This window comes from Microbacterium sp. GXF6406, assembly GCF_054798215.1.
Genome location: NZ_JBSJZH010000025.1, coordinates 1 through 16,221, shown reverse-complemented (window position 1 = coordinate 16,221; position 16,221 = coordinate 1). Strand labels below are relative to the sequence as shown.

Sequence of the window (16,221 nt, the reverse complement as noted above, 5' to 3'; positions counted from 1 at the left end):
GTTAGCGGCTGGGCGGAGCGGGGTCAATGGAAATAGTCAGGAATCCTAACTTTTCCTGGTCCCACGTGGTTTCATGACCCGCGCTATGCTCACGCACATGAACCGGAGAATCGCTGTCGCATCCCTTGCCCTTGCCCTTGTCGCCCTGACCGGCTGTTCGAGCGCGGACACCGATTCACAGGAACCATCCGTCGAAGCATGCGCCGACTTCCGCTCCGCGGTGGATCCTCTCCTGGTATCCGTCAATGAGATCGTCACGGCCGAATCCCCGGAAGCCATGTCCGAGCATTTGTCGAGCGTCGAGGCAGGACTTCCCGCCGCGGCCGAGGTCGAGGGCCCCGGGGCCTTCGCCGCGCTGCGCGACGAGGTCGTCGTCGAGATCGAAACGTTCGCGATCCTCGCGCAGGACGCGATCGACGGCGAGGACGCGGATCTCGAAGCCGCCCAGGGGGACGTGGAGCTGAGCTTCGCCGAGTTCGAGCGCTACTGCGGCTCCTGAACCGATCCGCGCATGGTGAACGAGTCCGCGCCGGCGCCGGCGATCAGATGAGGCCCTTCTCTGCGAGCCATGCGTTCGCGATGTCCTTCGACGACTTCTGATCGACGGTGCTCTGCACGCCCATGGCCACGAGGTCCTCGACGCCGAGCTGAGCGCTGACCGCGTTGATGACGTCGGCGACATCGCCGGAGATGTCGGCGGATGCGATCGGCACGACGTTCGATGCGAGGATCATGCTCTCGGGATCCTCGAGCGCGACGATGTCCTCGGTCTCGAACCGCGGGTCTGCGGAGTAGACGTCGGCGACCTGGATCTCGCCGGCCAGGAGCGACTCGAACGTCGTGTCGCCGGTCGCCGAGAACGCCAGGTCGAGGCCGTAGATCTCGGCAGCGCCCGTCGGACCGTACGGACGCTGCTCGAGCTCGGGCGCACCGCCGAGCGTGACCGCGCCGTCGACATCGGCGAGGTCGGAGATCGTCACGAGGTCGTTCGCCTCGGCGAACTCCTTCGTGACCGTGTAGGTGTCCTGGTCGCTCGCCTCGGCATAGTCGAGCGCGGCGAGTGTGTCGGGCAGGGCATCCTGCAGCGCCGCGTAGACGTCGTCGGGGCTCGTCGCCTCTGCGGTGTCGTCGAAGTACTGCAGCAGGTTGCCGGTGTACTCCGGGAACAGGTCAATGTCGCCGGACTCCACATCGGACATGTACGCGTCACGCTGGCCGATGTTGAATTCGCGCTTCACCGTGAAGCCGGCGCCCTCGAGCGCCTGCGCGTAGATCTCGGCGACGATCTCGTTCGAGTAGTAGGCCTGCGAGCCGACGACGATCGTGTCGGATGCGCCCTCCCCCGCTGATTCGCCCGCAGGCGCATCGAGCGGGTTGCTGGTCGCGCATCCGGCGAGCGCGAGGGCTCCGACGAGGGTACCGGCCATGAGAGCGAGGCGGGAGGTGCGTGCGGTGAACATGATGTTCCTTTCGAGGAGAGAGTCAGATGGAGGCCGGCGATGCCGCGTGTCGCGATGATCGACGGATGCGGGATGAATCGGAGGCTGCACGGATGCTTGCGGGCACGACAGCGCGTTGGGTGAGAGCGAGCAACAGATCGACGACGAGTGCGAGAGCGGCGACGATCAGCGCGCCGCCGAGCACCTGATCGAACCGGCGCAGCGGGATGCCCTGGATGATCGGCCATCCGAGGCCTCCGAGGTTGACGTAGGCGGCGATCGTGACGGTGGCGATGACCTGCAAGGTCGCGGCGCGCAGGCCGCCGACGAGCAACGGCAGGCCGAGCGGCACCTCGACCTTCCAGAACACCTGCCACTGCGTCATCCCGGTCGCCCGTGCCGCGTCGATCACACGGCGGTCGACCGCCTCGAGCCCGGTGTAGGCGCCGGCGAGCAGCGAGGGGATCGCGAGCAGCACGAACGTGATGGTCGCCGCCTCCGGGATGCGCAGCACGCCCAGCAGCAGAACGAGCAGCACCATCAGGCCGAATGACGGCACGGCGCGAGCGGCGCCCGAGATGGCAACGGCGACCTCGCGGCCGTGGCCGGTGTGACCGATGAGCCAGCCAGCGGGCACGGCGATGACCGCCGCGATCAGCACGGAGATCACGGTGAAGTACAGGTGCTGGCCGAGCAGGATCGGCAGGGCGTAGGCCCCTTCGAGACGCTCGGGCGAGAACAGCCATGCGAAGGCCTCCGCGAAGAGGTTCATGCGGCCGCCTCCGTCACGGGCATTCGTCGCGGCATCCGTCGGCGACCCGACGCGCCGGACGTGCGCGTCGCGCGCGTCCACGGCATGATGCCGCGGCCGACGAGCATGAGCAGGAGATCGATCACGAGGGCGATGACGACCACGGCGAGCACGCCGGCGAGTACCTCCGGGATGATGCGGCGCTGCAGACCGTTCGTGAAGAGGTAGCCGAGGTTGGTGACGCCGACGAGGATGCCGACGGTCGCGAGCGAGATCGTGCTCACGGCGGCGACGCGGAGACCGGCGAGGATCACGGGCCCGGCGAGCGGCAGATCGACGGCCCAGAAACGGCGCCATCCGCCGTATCCCATGGCCGTCGCGGCCTGGCGCACATGCGCGTCGACGGCATCGAGACCGTCGGCGACGGCGCGCACGAGGATCGCCACGGCGTAGATCGTGAGGCCGATGATGAGGTTCGCGGGGTCGCGCGTCGAATAGCCGACCACCGAGGGCAGCAGGATCAGGAGCGCCAACGACGGGATCGTGTAGAGCAGACCGGTCAGCACGATCACCGGGCCGCGCACGAGGCGGTAGCGCCACGCCACCCACCCCAGCGGCAGCGAGAGAAAGAAACCGAGGCCGATCGCGATCGCGCTCTGTCCGAGGTGGACGAGCGCGAGATCCACGATCAGGCCGAGGTTGTCGGCGACCCAGGTCATGGCGTCGGTCTCTCGCCCATCACGGCGGGCTGCGCTTCATCGACGAGGGCGCCCTGGGTGCGCCCCTCGGAGTCGACCACCACCGCGCCGCGGGGCGTCTGCTTGATCCGCAGCGCACGCCGGCCGCGCTCGGCACCGATGAACGCGGCGGCGAAGTCATCGGCCGGGTTCTCGATGATCTCGCTCGGGCTGCCCACCTGCACGACACGGGCACCCTTATCGAGGATCACGACCTGGTCGCCGAGCAGGAACGCTTCGTCGATATCGTGCGTGACGAAGACGACCGTCTTGCCGAGCTCGCGCTGCAGACGGATGAGCTCCTGCTGCAGGTCGGCGCGCACGATCGGGTCGACGGCGCCGAACGGCTCGTCCATGAGCAGGATGTTCGGGTCGGCGGCGAGCCCGCGGGCCACGCCGACCCGCTGCTGCTGGCCGCCGGAGAGCTGGCTCGGATAGCGCTCTGCGAGCGCCCGGTCGAGGCCCACAGTGTCGAGCAGATAGCGCGAGCGCGCGTGCGCCTGCTTCTTCGGCATGCCGTTCAGGCGCAGCACGGTGGCGACGTTGTCGATCACCGAGAAGTGCGGCATGAGCCCCGAGTTCTGCATGACATAGCCGATGCTGCGGCGGAGGGTCACCGGGTCGCGGCCGAGCACGCTCGCCCCGTCGATCTCGACGTCGCCGGTGCTCGGCTCGACCATGCGGTTGATCATGCGCAGCAGGGTCGTTTTGCCGCATCCGGAAGACCCGACGAACACCGTCGTCTGGCGCGAGGGCAGTACGAGGCTGAAATCGTCGACGGCGCGCGTGCCATCGGGGAACGTCTTCGTGACGGAGCGGAACTCGATCATGAGACCACTCCGATCCTGGGGCCTGCGAGAGCACCCGTCATGACGCCTCCTCCTCGGGTTGAGTCCCGAGCGTAGGGGACGGCTCGGACGTTCGGGGTCGTTCTTCAGACATTCGTAGCCAACCGCGCAATGGATGGGATTGCGTTGCCGGGCGTGTCATGCCGACTCCCGGCCGTACTGCTCGAGGAGCCGGAGCCACACCTCGCTGATCGTCGGATAGGCCGGGACAGCATGCCAGAGCCGCGCGATCGGCACCTCGCCGACGACCGCGATCGTGGCCGCCTGCAAAAGCTCTGCCACGCCGGGACCGACGAACGTCGCTCCGAGCACGACGTCGCGCTCCGCATCGACGACGATTCGCGCCCTCCCGGCATAGCCGTCTGCGTACAGGGAGGCCCCGGCGATGGCGCCGAGGTCCTGATCGATGACGCGCACCTCGTGCCCGGCTTCCCGTGCGGCTTTCTCCGTCAAGCCAACCGTCGCGATCTCCGGCTCGGCGAAGACGACCTGCGGCACGGCGGAGTGATCGGCGGTGGCCGCATGCCGGCCCCATCTCGCATCGTCGATGTCGCCGCCCGCCGCACGGGAGGCGATGACATCGCCCGCCGCTCGAGCCTGATACTTTCCCTGGTGCGTGAGCGGCGCGCGTCCGTTCACGTCGCCGACGGCATAGAGCCACTCGGTTCCCGGCACGCGCAGTGAGTCGTCGACGTCGATGGAGGCCCCGGGCTCGAGCCCCACGGCATCCGCCCCGATATCGGTGGTGCGCGGACGGCGCCCGGTCGCGACGAGAACCTCGACGGCCGAGACCTCGCCGCCCGATGTCGTTAGGGTCACCCCGCTGGCATCCCGCTCGACCTGCGTGGCCTCGGTGTTCAGGCGCACATCGACCCCGGCCGAGCGCAGCCCCTCCGCCGCCATCCCACCGGCGAACTCCTCCATCCCGCCGAGCAGCCCGCTCCGCGCAAGAACCGTGACACGGCTGCCGAGAGACGCGAATGCCGCCGCCATCTCGACCGCGACCACGCCGCCACCGATGACCGCCAGGGAGGACGGAATCTCCTGCGCACTCGTCGCCTCACGGCTCGTCCAGGGCGCAGCATCCACCAGTCCATCGATCGGCGGGATCACCGCTTCGGTTCCCGTGGCGATCGCCACAGCATGGCGGGCCGTGAGTACGCGTCCCGCACCATCGGCATCGGTGACCGTGACCTCGCGCGCCCCGGTGATCCGTCCGTGGCCGCGCGCCAGATCGATGCCCGCGGATCGCAGCCAGTCGGCCTGACCGGCATCCGACCATTCGCTCGTGAAGGAATCGCGCCGGGCGAGCACCGCGGGAACGTCGAGCGAACCGCCCGTCACCCCCTGCACCCGATGCGCGGCATGCAACGCCTGAACCGGACGCAGCAATGCCTTCGACGGCATGCAGGCCCAGTAAGAGCATTCACCGCCGACCAGCTCGCTCTCGACGATCACCACGGTCAGGCCGCCCTGCACCGCGCGGTCGGCGACGTTCTCGCCGACCGGCCCCGCACCGATCACGATCAGGTCGTACTCGTCAGCTGTCATGGTGCCATGGTGGTCCCCCACCGGGCGCGCAGTCTCGGGGGTTGTCCCGAGCGCATCAACAGTTGTAGGGAGCTCCATGTTGCAACGGGCGGATGATGTTGCGGACAGCGGACTCTTCGTCGCGAAAAGTCCGCCAAGTGCAACATCCTCCGCTGTGTGCAACACAGCGGCCAGGCCGAATCAGGCCAGCAGGATGCAGGTCGGTGCGGGGACCGACGTGCGATGACGGATGCCGCGGGGCACGCCCGTGCGCTCGTCGAGCTCGATGACGCCGATCTGATCGGAGCGCTGCCCGGCGACGAGGAGCGCTCCGTCGTGCACCAGGTGGTGCCGAGGCCAGTCGACCCCGGATTCGGCGAGGGCGAGCGGCTCGACGATCGAACCGTCGCCGCGTACGCGGAGAGCTGCGATCGTGTTGCTGCCGCGCACGCCCGCGTAAAGGGTCTCGCCATCGCGCGAGCGGGAGAGCTCTGCGGGGAAATCGACGCCGACGCCGACGCCGGGGCTCACGGTCGTCGCCGCGGCGAGCGCCCACTGTCCGTCGATGCCCGTCTCGAGGGTGAAGACCTCGCAGGAGTACTCGGTGACGACGTGCACGTGCCCGCTGGGGTGCACGACGAGGTGGCGGGGGCCGACGCCGAGCGGCAGCACGACCCGATGGTCCTCGACGAGTCCGTCGGGCGCCGGGCGCCAGATGCGCACGAGGTCGAGGCCGAGATCGGTGGTCGCGATGCGTCCGTCGGGGAGGAAGGCGGCGGCGTGCGCGTGCGAGACGCGGGCATCGGGATCGACGACCGGAGCGGGCTCCGGTTCGGGGTCTGCGGGGGCGTTGAGTCCGAGCATCTCATCGAACAGCAGGAGCCCCGAGCGGGGCTTCTCCTCGGTGGCCGCGGCAACCGTGACCGATGCGAGCACCTGGGTGAAGTCGATCGCGAGAGTGTCTGTGCCGACGGCATCGATCCCATAGGGATCGGCCGCGGCATCCGCACCCGTGGCGCTGATCGTGCGGCCTGCAGCATCCAATCCGATGCGCACGACCCGGCCATCCCCGTAGCAGCTGGCGATCAGATGATCGCCGGATGGCGCGACGGCCAGATGGCACACCGCATCGCCCGCGACGATCGGAGCGCCGAGAGCGCGCAGCGAACGCTCGCCCGTGCGCTGGAAGGCCTGCACGTGGCCCGAGCCCTCCAGCGCCGCATAGACGACGTCGAGCGACGGGTGCCGCACGAGCCAGGACGGCGACGCGGCACCCGCTACTGTGCCCCGGTGGGCGAGGGTCGTCGGTTCACGACCCTCGTCCCCTTCGAGCAGGCTGATGCCGGTGGCCTCGCCGCCCATGTCGGAGCCGTAGCCGCCGACCCAGAACTGCGTCACGGTCGAGCGTCAGACGAGGTCGTGACGGACGATCACCTGGTCGCGCTCGGGGCCGACGCCGATCACCGAGATGCGCGTGTTGCTCATCTTCTCGAGGGCGAGCACGTAGTCCTGGGCGGTCTGCGGCAGGTCCTCGAAGGTGCGGGCCGTCGTGATGTCCTCGCTCCAGCCGGGGAACGTCTCGTAGATCGGCTTCGCGTGGTGGAAGTCGCTCTGGTTGACGGGCACGTCGTCGAAGCGCACACCGTCGACGTCGTAGGCGACGCAGACGGGGATCTCCTCGAGGCCCGTGAGCACATCGAGCTTCGTGAGCACCAGGTCGGTGATGCCGTTGATACGGGTCGCGTATCGGGTGATCGGGGCGTCGTACCAGCCGGTGCGGCGCAGGCGACCCGTGGTCGTGCCGTACTCGAAGCCGGTCTTGCGCAGCCACTCGCCCTGCTCGTCGAGCAGTTCGGTCGGGAACGGTCCCGAGCCGACGCGGGTCGTGTAGGCCTTGACGATGCCGACGATGCGGTCGAGACGGTTGGGGCCGACGCCCGAGCCGGATGCCGCGCCCGCCGCTGTCGCGGTCGACGAGGTGACGAAGGGGTAGGTGCCGTGGTCGACGTCGAGCATGGTGGCCTGCCCACCCTCGAACACGACGACCTCGCCGCGCTCGAGCGCCTCATCGAGCAGGTGGCCGGTGTCGGCGACCATGGGGCGCAGGCGCTCGGCGTAGGCGAGCAGCTCTTCGACGATCTCGTCGACCGTGACGGCGCGACGGTTGAAGACCTTCACCAGCAGGTGGTTCTTCTGGTCGAGGGCGCCTTCGACCTTCTGGCGCAGGATGTTCTCGTCGAACAGGTCTTGCACGCGGATGCCGACACGGTTGATCTTGTCGGCGTAGGCCGGGCCGATGCCGCGGCCGGTCGTGCCGATGTTGCGCTTTCCGAGGAAGCGCTCGGTGACCTTGTCGAGCGTGCGGTGGTAGTGGGTGATGATGTGCGCGTTGGCGCTCACCCGCAGTTTGGAGACGTCGACGCCGCGTGCGCCGAGCGCCTCGAGCTCGCTGAAGAGCACCTCGAGGTCGATGACGACGCCGTTGCCGATGACGGGCGTGACGCCCGGGGAGAGGATGCCGCTGGGCAGAAGGTGCAGCGCGTACTTCTCGTTGCCGACGACGACGGTGTGCCCGGCGTTGTTGCCGCCGTTGAACTTCACCACCCAGTCGGTGCGGTCACCGAGCAGGTCGGTGGCCTTTCCCTTGCCCTCGTCGCCCCACTGGACTCCGACGATCACGATTCCTGGCATGGGTGAACCCCCTGGGTTTTACCTTGTGCTTTCGCCGGGTTTGCACCGGCCGATGAGCTGGCCCGTTTCGGGCATGTCCATCTTACCGAACCCGGTCGCGGCCCCGAAGGGACCGCGACCGGAATCGTTCAGGCCGCCGACCGCTCCTGCGTCTCGTCGGGGTTCTCGGCGAGGTAGCGCTCGAGCGAATCGTCGAGCTCGTCGATCCACGGGGTGTGGTGCTCGGCGGCGAGGGTGCCCGTCATCACCGACGGGTACACGCGGTCGCGGTAGCCCATGATGTCCTTCTTCTTGTCGGCCTTCCACGCCAGGAAGATCTCCACGACCCGGTCGATGTCGAACGCCGGGTAGTCGGTCTGGCGGCCGAGATCGCGCACGTAGTCCGCCTGGAAGCGGATCTCGTCGGCCGCCGTCTCGATCGCGTCGAAGCGGGCGAGCCAGTCCGTGATGGATGCTTCGCGCTCGGCCTCATCGGGCAGTTCGATGCGCCCGAGGATGAGGTCGCGCACGAACCAGGCCTGCACGTCGAACATGTTGAACGTGAACCACTGGTCCTGCGCGCCCAGGTACGCCAGGCGCGGGTTCTTCTGCCAGATCACACCGCCGTAGAGACCCGCCGGGTAGACGTTGTTCGGCGACGACAGCGACAGGTCCTCGGGCAGGAACGGGTACTTGTGCAGGTATCCGGTGCAGAGGATGACCGCATCCACCCGCTTGCTCGTGCCGTCGACGAAGTGCACGACGTCGCCGTCGAAGCGCTCGATCGTCGGGCGCTCCTCGAAGCCCTCCGGCCAGTCGTAGCCCATCGGCGCAGTGCGGTAGCTGGCGGTCACCGAGCGGGCGCCCATCTTGAACGCCTGGCTGCCGATGTCCTCGGCCGAGTAGCTCGAACCGATCACGAGCACGTCGCGGCCCTTCAGCGCCTCGGCACCGCGGAAGTCGTGCGCGTGGCGGATGCTGCCGGTGAAGGTCTCGACGCCGGGGAAATCCGGCACGTTCGGGAACGAGAAGTGACCGCTCGCGACGACGATGCGGTCGAACGTCTCCACGCGCGTCTCACCGGTGGGCAGGTGCTCGCTCGTCAGGGTGAAGGTCTCGGCATCCTCATCGAACTCGACCCAGCGCACGATCGTCTGGAAGCGGATCTTGCTGCGCACATCGGTCTTCGCCAGGCGTCCCGCGATGTAATCCCACAGCACGGGGCGCGGCGGGTACGACGAGATCGGGCGACCGAAGTGCTCATCGAAGGTGTAATCGGCGAACTCGAGCGCCTCCTTGGGCCCGTTCGACCACAGGTTGCGGTACATGCTCGAGTGCACGGGCTCGCCGTACTCGTCGAGCCCGGTGCGCCAGGAGAAGTTCCACTGGCCGCCCCAGTCGGCCTGCTTCTCGAAGCACACGACCTCGGGAACCTCGGCTCCGGCGTCGCGTGCCGCTTCGAACGCCCGCAGCTGCGCCATGCCGCTGGGGCCGGCGCCGATGATCGCCACTCGTTCTTTCTTCATACGTATCGTCCTCTTCTTCACTCGGGTATCGATGTCATTCACGTTTCAGCGAATCGCAGCGACTCATCCGGGTGTTGGACGCACAGGTTTCCCCATCGCCGGGAGCGGTGATGCTCGACCGGCCGGATGAGTGCTGTCACATCGACGTTACCGCACAGTGATTTTCGGCTTCCTGCACGCTCCCGCTCAGTGGCAGCGGTCAGTTCCGGTGAACGGCGGTGCGCGTGATGCCGAGTTCGGCGAGTTTCTCATCGGCCTGGCGGGTGCGCAGCTCGAGCGAGCGTCCGACCTCCGCGGCCAGCGTCGGACGACTGCGCACGAGCGCATCGACAGCGGCGAGCGGCACCGTGACGACCGTGAGGATCTCCTGCGCGACGACGACGGCACGCGTCTTCTCCCGGGTGAGCGCCGTGTGCCCGATGAGTTCACCGCGCTCCACCGTCGCGAACTCGATCCGGTCGTCGCCGACCTCCAGCGCCATGACCGCGCGTCCGGAGACGACGACCGAGACCTGATCGGGAACGACCCCCATCTTCTGCACGATCTCGCCGATTCCATAGCGTTTGGCCCGGGCGATGCTCAGCACGCTGTCGACGTCCTCCTCGCGCAGTTGCAGCGTCGGCGCGATGCCACGAAGCGCCGCGGCGAGCGCTGCGGGTTCGGCGATCGGGTCGGTGCCGTCGCCGTCGAGGGCGAACTTCTTGCGGCGGGCGGCGTACCAGAGCCAGGAGAGGTACATCGACAGGGCGCGCGAGGCCTGTCCGGGCCCGGCCACCGGAATCGAGACGTGGAACTTCCCGCCGCCGGAGTAGCTGACGCTCGCCTGCTCCCCCGCGGCGATCATGGGCAGCCCCGAGGCGACCTCGACGAGGAGTGCCATGACCTCGTGGGGCGGGTCGTCCGTCGAGAAGGAGACATCGGCCTTCGCCGAGTAGGGGCCGTCCGGTTCGGTCATGTTCGTGAACGATGCCCCCGACAGGCTCGAGTTCGGGACGATCTGGATGCCGGTGTCGATGTGCACGGCGCGCCAATTCACCTCGACGACGCGTCCCCGGGTGCCCCCGACATCGAGCCAGTCGCCGATCTTGAACGGCTGCTCGAACAGCAGCAGAAGCCCCGAGATGACACCGCCCACAGCGTTCTGGAGGGCGAGGCCGATGACGATCGATCCGACGCCGAGCGCCGTGATGAGACCGCCCACATCGGCATCCCACACCCAGGAGAACAGCAGCGCCAGGCCCAGGCAGACGAGCACGAGGCGGGCGATCTCCACGAAGATCGACGGGATGCGCTCCCGCCAGGAACCCGCCTTCGCATTCGCGAAGAGCGCGACGTTGAAGGCGGAGAGCACGAGCAGGATCACGAGGAACCCGAAGACCGTCGCGACCACGCGCACCCACACCTGTTCGGCCGGTGAGCGGAAGGCGAAGATCAGCAGGGCGAGGATCGCGCCGACGGGGACCACCCAGTTGCGCAGCATCCGCAGAGGCTTCTCGACGGGGTTGCCCCGTCGAGTGGTGAATCCGATCGCCTCGGTCAGCGCGACGAGCAGCACCGGCACGCCCACCGCGAGCGCGATCACCCACCACGCCCATCCGTCCTGGAATGCCTCGGTCATGTCAGGCGACCTTCCAGACCGTTTCGCGGCCCGTTCCCGCCTCGACCGTTCCGGCCTCGACGTAGGAGATGAGATCGCCCGTGCGGTCGCGAACCGCCTGGCTGACGTAGATGCCGGGGTCACCCGTGACCGATCGCACCCGGTAGGCGAGGTTCACGGCATCCCCCCACAGGTCGTAGGCCAGGCTCGTGCGCGCCACCAGACCACTGGAGACGCTGCCCGTGTCGACGCCGGCGCGCACCGCGATCGATGTGCCGTTCTGCGCGTTGAAGCGACCCACGACATCGACGAGCGCCTGCGCGGCTGGGCGCGAAGAGCAGCGGCGAGCAGCAGCCCGACCGCGGGGATCATGGTGAGGCTCAGGCCCGGCTGCAGCACCGTCGCGATCGCGAGCGCTGCGGCTGCGGCGAGCCCCGCTATCCATGACATCCGTTCGCGAAGACGGAGACTCCACGCCCCAACCGCGATCCCGAGGATGCCGACAAGCGCCGCCGGACCCACCGCAATCGCCCAATACCGGGCTCCCGTCGGCACGGATGCGAGCCCGGTCACCGTCGGCCCCCACATCATCGAAGCCGCTGCGAGAATCACCAGGAACAGGCGTGCGTCCCGTCCATCGCGGACGGCGAAGGCGACGATCGCACCGGTCACGACGACGAGAAGCCACCCCGCACCGAGCGCTGCAGCGATACCGATATAACCGATGCCATCACTGCAGACCCACTCGCCCGCGCCCTCTGAGCCGGGTAGCAACATGCTGCAGTTGATGTGCAGGTCGCCCTTGACCAGCCCGATCGCGGAGGTGCCGAAGACGAGCGCGACGAACCCGCTCACGAGCACGCACAATCCCGCGCCGACACGACGACCGGATCTCCGGGCCGAGGATCGGGACGGATCAGCGTGAGGCATCGGGTCTTCCTTATGGATGTGTCCTTCGGAGGATGCTGCTGCGCGACAGCCTAGGCGGATGAGGGTGGGATTCTTGTGCATCGACGATGAGCCCCGTGGCCCGCTACCCTGACCGCGGAGGAACGATGATCCGGCGGTGGCCCTACGCACGTCTCCTGGCGGCGGCGCTCGGCGCGGCCGCCATCATCCGCCAGCTGCTCCTCACGATCGGCAACGCCCGCGCAGCGGACACCCCGTGGGCCGCGCACGTGCCGACCGTCGTGGCGAACTTCTTCAGCTACTTCACGATCCTGTCGAACCTTTCGGCCGTGGTTGCGCTGACCATCGGAGCGATATGGATGCTGCGCACCCGCCGGTCCGCATCGGTGGAACCGGCCTGGATCGCCGTACTGTTCCTGTGCGCGACGACCTACATGGTGGTCACGGGCCTGGTCTACAACCTGCTTCTGCGCAGCATCCCGATCGCCGGGCTCTCCGACGCCTGGACCAACGAGACCCTGCACGTGATCATCCCTGCGGTGATGCTGCTGGATGCCGTGTTCGCGCCGCGACGACGCGCGCTCGGATGGGGCGCACTGGGTATCGCCGTGGTCTTCCCGATCCTCTGGGCTGGCTACACGCTGATCCGCGCGAACCTCATCACCGGACCGGCCACCGGCAACCCGTGGTGGTATCCGTACCCATTCCTCGACCCGCACCTGCAGGGCGGGTACCTCGGTGTCGCGGCGTACATCGTCGGCATCGCCGCGGCGATCATCGGCGTCGCGGCCGGGGTGATCGCGATCGGGCGGGTGCGCGGCACGCTTCCGACCGCACGCCCAGTATCGTCACGCGCCTGACTTCTTGATGATGCTCAATGAAGAAGCGTCCGTCCCATCGTCAAGGCCCCCAGCTGAGCAGGAAGCGGTGCGCTTCGGGTAATAGCGAGAAGTCTTCGTTGAGCCTGCCTGTGTCGTCCACGTACCACGCGCCGGTCTGGACTGCGTTGATCCAGAGCTCGACCCGTTCGGTGACAGTGATGGCAGGCACAGTGAAGATGCCCTCGCCCCACACGGTTCGCAGCGTCGGTGAATCAGGCGCATCGGGATCCGTCGAGTCAATGAAGAAGGGATCCTGACCTAACCAGCACAGAGAGAGGAAACGCTTCTCATCGAAAGCGATCTGTTCGGCTTCCGCCGCTGAATCGGCGATGCCCTTCCCCGTCGTTATCGCGCTTCGGATACCAGGGAAAATTCCGAAGGGCACAATGGTCGATGCTTGCGTGCACGGCTGGCCGCTCGGCACGGACGTGCCGCCGTGCCAGGACCACACTGCGCGCGCGTCCTGCGAGAGCCGAAACCCCGCTTCCGCCTCGATCTCGTGAAGCTGATGCGGGGTGAGCCCGTCAGCGAAATCATGACGGAATCCGATGCGGTCAAGCTCCGCCTCATACCGGCACAGCGCATCGGTCACACTCTCGAAGGTCACGAGATCACAGATTACAAGCGTCCCGCCACACGAACTCGACCCGGTGCAGGCGGGGACACGGCGAGCGGTTACCCTGTTCTGCGGGGACCGACTCGTCATGTCCCCGCGCCGGCGACTGAGGAGACGAAGATGAACCAGCCCTACACCGCCCCGAACGGGAGCCCGGCTGTTCCTCCTCCCCCGCCGGCCGCGCCGTCGCCCGCCGAACAGCTGTTCTCGACGCCCCCGGCGCCCGCAGCGCAGCAGGCCCGCCCCGCCGCGAGCGCGAAGCCGACAGCATCCGCCGACGCGAAGCCGGCACCGACGGATGCCGAGATGCGCCAGGCGGCCGAGACCATCCGGGTCATCTCCGACGCGTACTCCGTGAAGATGGTCGGCCAGGAGCGCCTGCGCACGAGCCTGCTCGTCGCGCTCATCGCCGGCGGCCACATCCTCCTCGAATCGGTGCCCGGGCTCGCGAAGACGACCGCCGCATCCACCCTCGCCGACACCGTCCAGGCGAGCTTCAAGCGCATCCAGTGCACCCCCGACCTGCTGCCCAGCGACATCACCGGCAACCAGATCTACGACGCGCACACGGGATCGTTCCGCACCGTGCTCGGCCCGGTGCACGCGAACTTCGTGCTGCTGGATGAGATCAACCGCTCGAGCGCCAAGACCCAGTCGGCGATGCTCGAGGCGATGCAGGAGCACCAGACGACGATCGGCGGCGAGGTTCACCACCTGCCCCAGCCGTTCCTCGTCATCGCGACGCAGAACCCCATCGAGCAGGAGGGCACCTACGAGCTGCCCGAGGCCCAGATGGACCGCTTCCTGCTGAAGGAGATCGTCGAGTACCCGAGCCCCGCCGACGAGTTCGAGATCCTCGGACGCATCGACTCCGGCGTCCTCGACCCCGACCGGCACGTCGCCGGCGCCGTATCGCTCGAGGACATCCGTTCGCTGCAGGATGTTGCCTCCCGCATCTACGTGGATGCTGCGATCCGCAACTACATCGTCTCCATCGCCTACGTGACCCGGAACCCCGGGCCTTACATCGGCGAGGAGCGCGCCCGCCTCATCAAGTACGGCGCGAGCCCCCGCGCGAGCATCGCGTTCCTGCAGGCGTCCCGCGCGCTCGCCCTGCTCAACGGCCGCAACCACGTGCTGCCCGAAGACATCCGCACCCTGCGCCACGTCGTGCTGCGCCACCGCGTGCTGCTCACCTTCGAGGCCGACGCCGAAGGAATCCACAGCGAGCAGATCATCGACGAGATCTTCGGCGCGGTGCCGACCCCGTAATCCCCGATGCCGAGCCTGATCGCCCAGGTGAAGAGCAAGCTCTTCATCCACTCCTCCCAGAAGTCGATGCACGCGCTCGACGGCGCCTACGCGTCGCTCCTGCACGGCCGCAGCCTCGACTTCGAGGACCTGCGCGAGTACGAGTACGGCGATCAGGTGCGCGACATCGACTGGCGGGCCACCGCCCGAATGGGCTCACCGCTGGTCAAGCGGCACCGTGCCAATCGCATGCACACCGTGCTCTTCGTCGTCGACACGGGCCGCTCGATGAGCGCGCTCGCGCCGGATGAGAAGCCCAAGAAAGACCTGGCGATTCTCGCCACCGGCGCCCTCGGCATCCTCGCCCTGCGTCATGGCGATGACTTCAGCATGGTGCACGGCGACTCCGCAGGCGTCCGCCGGCGCGCTCCGGGCCGCAGCGAGGGAGCGCTCGAGCACGCCCTGCGCTCGATCGATCGCTCGGTCGCCGAGGCGCAGGCTCCCAGCGATCGCGACGCCCTGCTGTCATACGTCGCCCGCACGATCGCCCGGCGCATGATCGTCGTGGTCGTCACGGATGAGGCACCGATCACGGATGAGACCGAGCGGCTGCTGCGCCGTCTGCGCGTGCAGCACGACATGCTGTGGCTTACGGTGCAGGATGCCGATCCCGTGCTCGTCCGGTCGGGTGCCGGTGCGCGCGCCGATGTCGACACGCGCTGGGCCGTGCCGGACTTCGTGCACGGCGAGCGCGAGGTGCTCGCCGAGCTGGATGCCCGGTCCCGCGTCGACGCACAGCGCCGCGATGCGCTGCTCGACCGCCTCGAGATCAGCCGCACCGAGCTCGACGGCCAGGACGGTGCCGTGAGCCGCCTGCTCCACCTGCTGAACAGGAGGGCGAATGTCCGCTCCTGATGAGCTGTACCCGCCGACGCAGTACGGCTGGGGGTGGTTGCTGCTGGCGCTGGGGATCATCGCACTGCTGATCCTCGGGGCGTTCCTGCTGATCCTGTTGACCCGTCCGCGTACGAGCATCTCCGTTCCGGGGCAGCAGGCTCCAGCCGCCCCGCCGGTGCACGAAGTGCTGAATATGCTCCGAATGGAATATTCCGCGCAGATCGATCGTATCGAGGCCGAATACCGCGCCGGAGCGATCACTGCGCGCCAGGCGAACATCGAGCTCAGCCGCACCGTGCGAACATTCGTCAACGAGTACAGCGGACTCGAAGCGCCCGTGCTCTCCCTCGACGATCTGCGACGCCTCGAGGTGCAGCCCCCGCTGATCGACGCGCTGCAGCGGCACTACTACCCGAGCATCTTCCGGCGGGGGGCAGCAGTCGACCCGCTCGCCGGCGCCGCGGCCGCCCGAACGGTGGTGGCGTCATGGCACTAGGCCGTGTTGATCAAGTCTGATTTGATCCAGATCAGCGTGGCGGCGAGGCTGACGGCGGCGCGGTAGCTGCGCA

At 68.1% G+C, this 16,221-nt stretch carries 16 protein-coding genes; 5 read left to right on the top strand and 11 right to left on the bottom strand.

Translation table 11 applies throughout. From position 1 onward, the window contains the following. Window positions 1-220 precede the first annotated feature (220 nt). Window positions 221-499, top strand: coding sequence for a hypothetical protein (locus ACWAUG_RS12215; RefSeq protein WP_460802626.1), 279 nt, complete (start codon window positions 221-223; stop codon window positions 497-499). Window positions 500-542: 43 nt separating this feature from the next. On the opposite strand, the gene ACWAUG_RS12210 is transcribed toward ACWAUG_RS12215, so the two are convergent. The 10 genes from ACWAUG_RS12210 to ACWAUG_RS12165 all read right to left on the bottom strand — a co-directional run bounded on the left by ACWAUG_RS12210 (window position 543) and on the right by ACWAUG_RS12165 (window position 11,543). Then, entirely contained in the window at window positions 543-1,460 is a 918-nt protein-coding gene (locus ACWAUG_RS12210; protein ID WP_298040182.1) for an ABC transporter substrate-binding protein, read from the bottom strand. A 22-nt stretch (window positions 1,461-1,482) separates the two neighbouring features. After that, the gene (locus ACWAUG_RS12205; RefSeq protein WP_298040183.1) at window positions 1,483-2,211 is read right to left on the bottom strand and encodes an ABC transporter permease; all 729 of its coding nucleotides are present in this window, start codon (window positions 2,209-2,211) and stop codon (window positions 1,483-1,485) included. Further along, on the bottom strand, window positions 2,208-2,909 hold the full coding sequence (locus ACWAUG_RS12200; RefSeq protein ID WP_298040184.1) for an ABC transporter permease: 702 nt from the start codon (window positions 2,907-2,909) through the stop codon (window positions 2,208-2,210). Before ACWAUG_RS12200 ends, ACWAUG_RS12205 begins: the two co-directional genes overlap by 4 nt. Beyond that, window positions 2,906-3,757: an ABC transporter ATP-binding protein gene (locus tag ACWAUG_RS12195; protein ID WP_460802625.1), complete on the bottom strand. Its 852-nt coding sequence runs from the start codon at window positions 3,755-3,757 to the stop codon at window positions 2,906-2,908. The genes ACWAUG_RS12200 and ACWAUG_RS12195 overlap by 4 nt, the downstream gene beginning before the upstream one ends. A gap of 156 nt (window positions 3,758-3,913) precedes the next feature. After that, window positions 3,914-5,326: a dihydrolipoyl dehydrogenase family protein gene (locus tag ACWAUG_RS12190; protein WP_460802624.1), complete on the bottom strand. Its 1,413-nt coding sequence runs from the start codon at window positions 5,324-5,326 to the stop codon at window positions 3,914-3,916. A 180-nt stretch (window positions 5,327-5,506) separates the two neighbouring features. After that, on the bottom strand, window positions 5,507-6,703 hold the full coding sequence (locus ACWAUG_RS12185) for a lactonase family protein (protein WP_460802623.1): 1,197 nt from the start codon (window positions 6,701-6,703) through the stop codon (window positions 5,507-5,509). 9 nt (window positions 6,704-6,712) lie between these two features. Continuing rightward, complete coding sequence (locus tag ACWAUG_RS12180; protein ID WP_298040190.1) at window positions 6,713-7,996, bottom strand: adenylosuccinate synthase; 1,284 nt, start codon at window positions 7,994-7,996, stop codon at window positions 6,713-6,715. A 128-nt stretch (window positions 7,997-8,124) separates the two neighbouring features. Continuing rightward, complete coding sequence (locus tag ACWAUG_RS12175) at window positions 8,125-9,501, bottom strand: FAD-dependent oxidoreductase (protein WP_460802622.1); 1,377 nt, start codon at window positions 9,499-9,501, stop codon at window positions 8,125-8,127. A gap of 199 nt (window positions 9,502-9,700) precedes the next feature. Next, window positions 9,701-11,119 carry a mechanosensitive ion channel domain-containing protein gene (locus ACWAUG_RS12170; protein ID WP_460802621.1) on the bottom strand — a complete coding sequence of 473 codons (1,419 nt, stop codon included), beginning with the start codon at window positions 11,117-11,119 and terminating at the stop codon, window positions 9,701-9,703. A 1-nt stretch (window position 11,120) separates the two neighbouring features. After that, entirely contained in the window at window positions 11,121-11,543 is a 423-nt protein-coding gene (locus tag ACWAUG_RS12165) for an adenylate/guanylate cyclase domain-containing protein (protein ID WP_460802636.1), read from the bottom strand. A 580-nt stretch (window positions 11,544-12,123) separates the two neighbouring features. Between ACWAUG_RS12165 and ACWAUG_RS12160 the strand changes: the two genes are divergently transcribed. After that, on the top strand, window positions 12,124-12,867 hold the full coding sequence (locus ACWAUG_RS12160) for a Pr6Pr family membrane protein (protein WP_460802620.1): 744 nt from the start codon (window positions 12,124-12,126) through the stop codon (window positions 12,865-12,867). Window positions 12,868-12,907: 40 nt separating this feature from the next. Here ACWAUG_RS12160 and ACWAUG_RS12155 read toward each other — a convergent pair whose 3' ends face one another. Further along, complete coding sequence (locus ACWAUG_RS12155; protein WP_298038187.1) at window positions 12,908-13,495, bottom strand: hypothetical protein; 588 nt, start codon at window positions 13,493-13,495, stop codon at window positions 12,908-12,910. Between the two features lie 129 nt (window positions 13,496-13,624). Between ACWAUG_RS12155 and ACWAUG_RS12150 the strand changes: the two genes are divergently transcribed. Genes ACWAUG_RS12150 through ACWAUG_RS12140 form a run of 3 tightly spaced genes read left to right on the top strand, consistent with a single transcriptional unit; the run spans window position 13,625 to window position 16,148 of the window. Continuing rightward, window positions 13,625-14,776: an AAA family ATPase gene (locus tag ACWAUG_RS12150; protein ID WP_460802619.1), complete on the top strand. Its 1,152-nt coding sequence runs from the start codon at window positions 13,625-13,627 to the stop codon at window positions 14,774-14,776. A gap of 6 nt (window positions 14,777-14,782) precedes the next feature. Further along, window positions 14,783-15,670 (top strand): DUF58 domain-containing protein, encoded by an 888-nt coding sequence (locus ACWAUG_RS12145; protein WP_460802618.1) that lies wholly within the window; start codon window positions 14,783-14,785, stop codon window positions 15,668-15,670. Further along, window positions 15,657-16,148: a hypothetical protein gene (locus ACWAUG_RS12140; RefSeq protein WP_460802617.1), complete on the top strand. Its 492-nt coding sequence runs from the start codon at window positions 15,657-15,659 to the stop codon at window positions 16,146-16,148. Before ACWAUG_RS12145 ends, ACWAUG_RS12140 begins: the two co-directional genes overlap by 14 nt. The last annotated feature ends 73 nt before the right edge of the window (window positions 16,149-16,221 follow it).

Excerpts from the sequence above, each read along its gene's own strand:
- ACWAUG_RS12150 (WP_460802619.1), top strand. The coding sequence starts at position 13,625 with ATGAACCAGCCCTACACCGCCCCGAACGGGAGCCCGGCTGTTCCTCCT.
- ACWAUG_RS12210 (WP_298040182.1), bottom strand. The coding sequence starts at position 1,460 with ATGTTCACCGCACGCACCTCCCGCCTCGCTCTCATGGCCGGTACCCTC.
- ACWAUG_RS12180 (WP_298040190.1), bottom strand. The coding sequence starts at position 7,996 with ATGCCAGGAATCGTGATCGTCGGAGTCCAGTGGGGCGACGAGGGCAAG.
- ACWAUG_RS12205 (WP_298040183.1), bottom strand. The coding sequence starts at position 2,211 with ATGAACCTCTTCGCGGAGGCCTTCGCATGGCTGTTCTCGCCCGAGCGT.
- ACWAUG_RS12200 (WP_298040184.1), bottom strand. The coding sequence starts at position 2,909 with ATGACCTGGGTCGCCGACAACCTCGGCCTGATCGTGGATCTCGCGCTC.
- ACWAUG_RS12165 (WP_460802636.1), bottom strand. The coding sequence starts at position 11,543 with ATGGATAGCGGGGCTCGCCGCAGCCGCAGCGCTCGCGATCGCGACGGT.
- ACWAUG_RS12145 (WP_460802618.1), top strand. The coding sequence starts at position 14,783 with ATGCCGAGCCTGATCGCCCAGGTGAAGAGCAAGCTCTTCATCCACTCC.
- ACWAUG_RS12190 (WP_460802624.1), bottom strand. The coding sequence starts at position 5,326 with ATGACAGCTGACGAGTACGACCTGATCGTGATCGGTGCGGGGCCGGTC.
- ACWAUG_RS12170 (WP_460802621.1), bottom strand. The coding sequence starts at position 11,119 with ATGACCGAGGCATTCCAGGACGGATGGGCGTGGTGGGTGATCGCGCTC.
- ACWAUG_RS12195 (WP_460802625.1), bottom strand. The coding sequence starts at position 3,757 with ATGATCGAGTTCCGCTCCGTCACGAAGACGTTCCCCGATGGCACGCGC.
- ACWAUG_RS12140 (WP_460802617.1), top strand. The coding sequence starts at position 15,657 with ATGTCCGCTCCTGATGAGCTGTACCCGCCGACGCAGTACGGCTGGGGG.
- ACWAUG_RS12175 (WP_460802622.1), bottom strand. The coding sequence starts at position 9,501 with ATGAAGAAAGAACGAGTGGCGATCATCGGCGCCGGCCCCAGCGGCATG.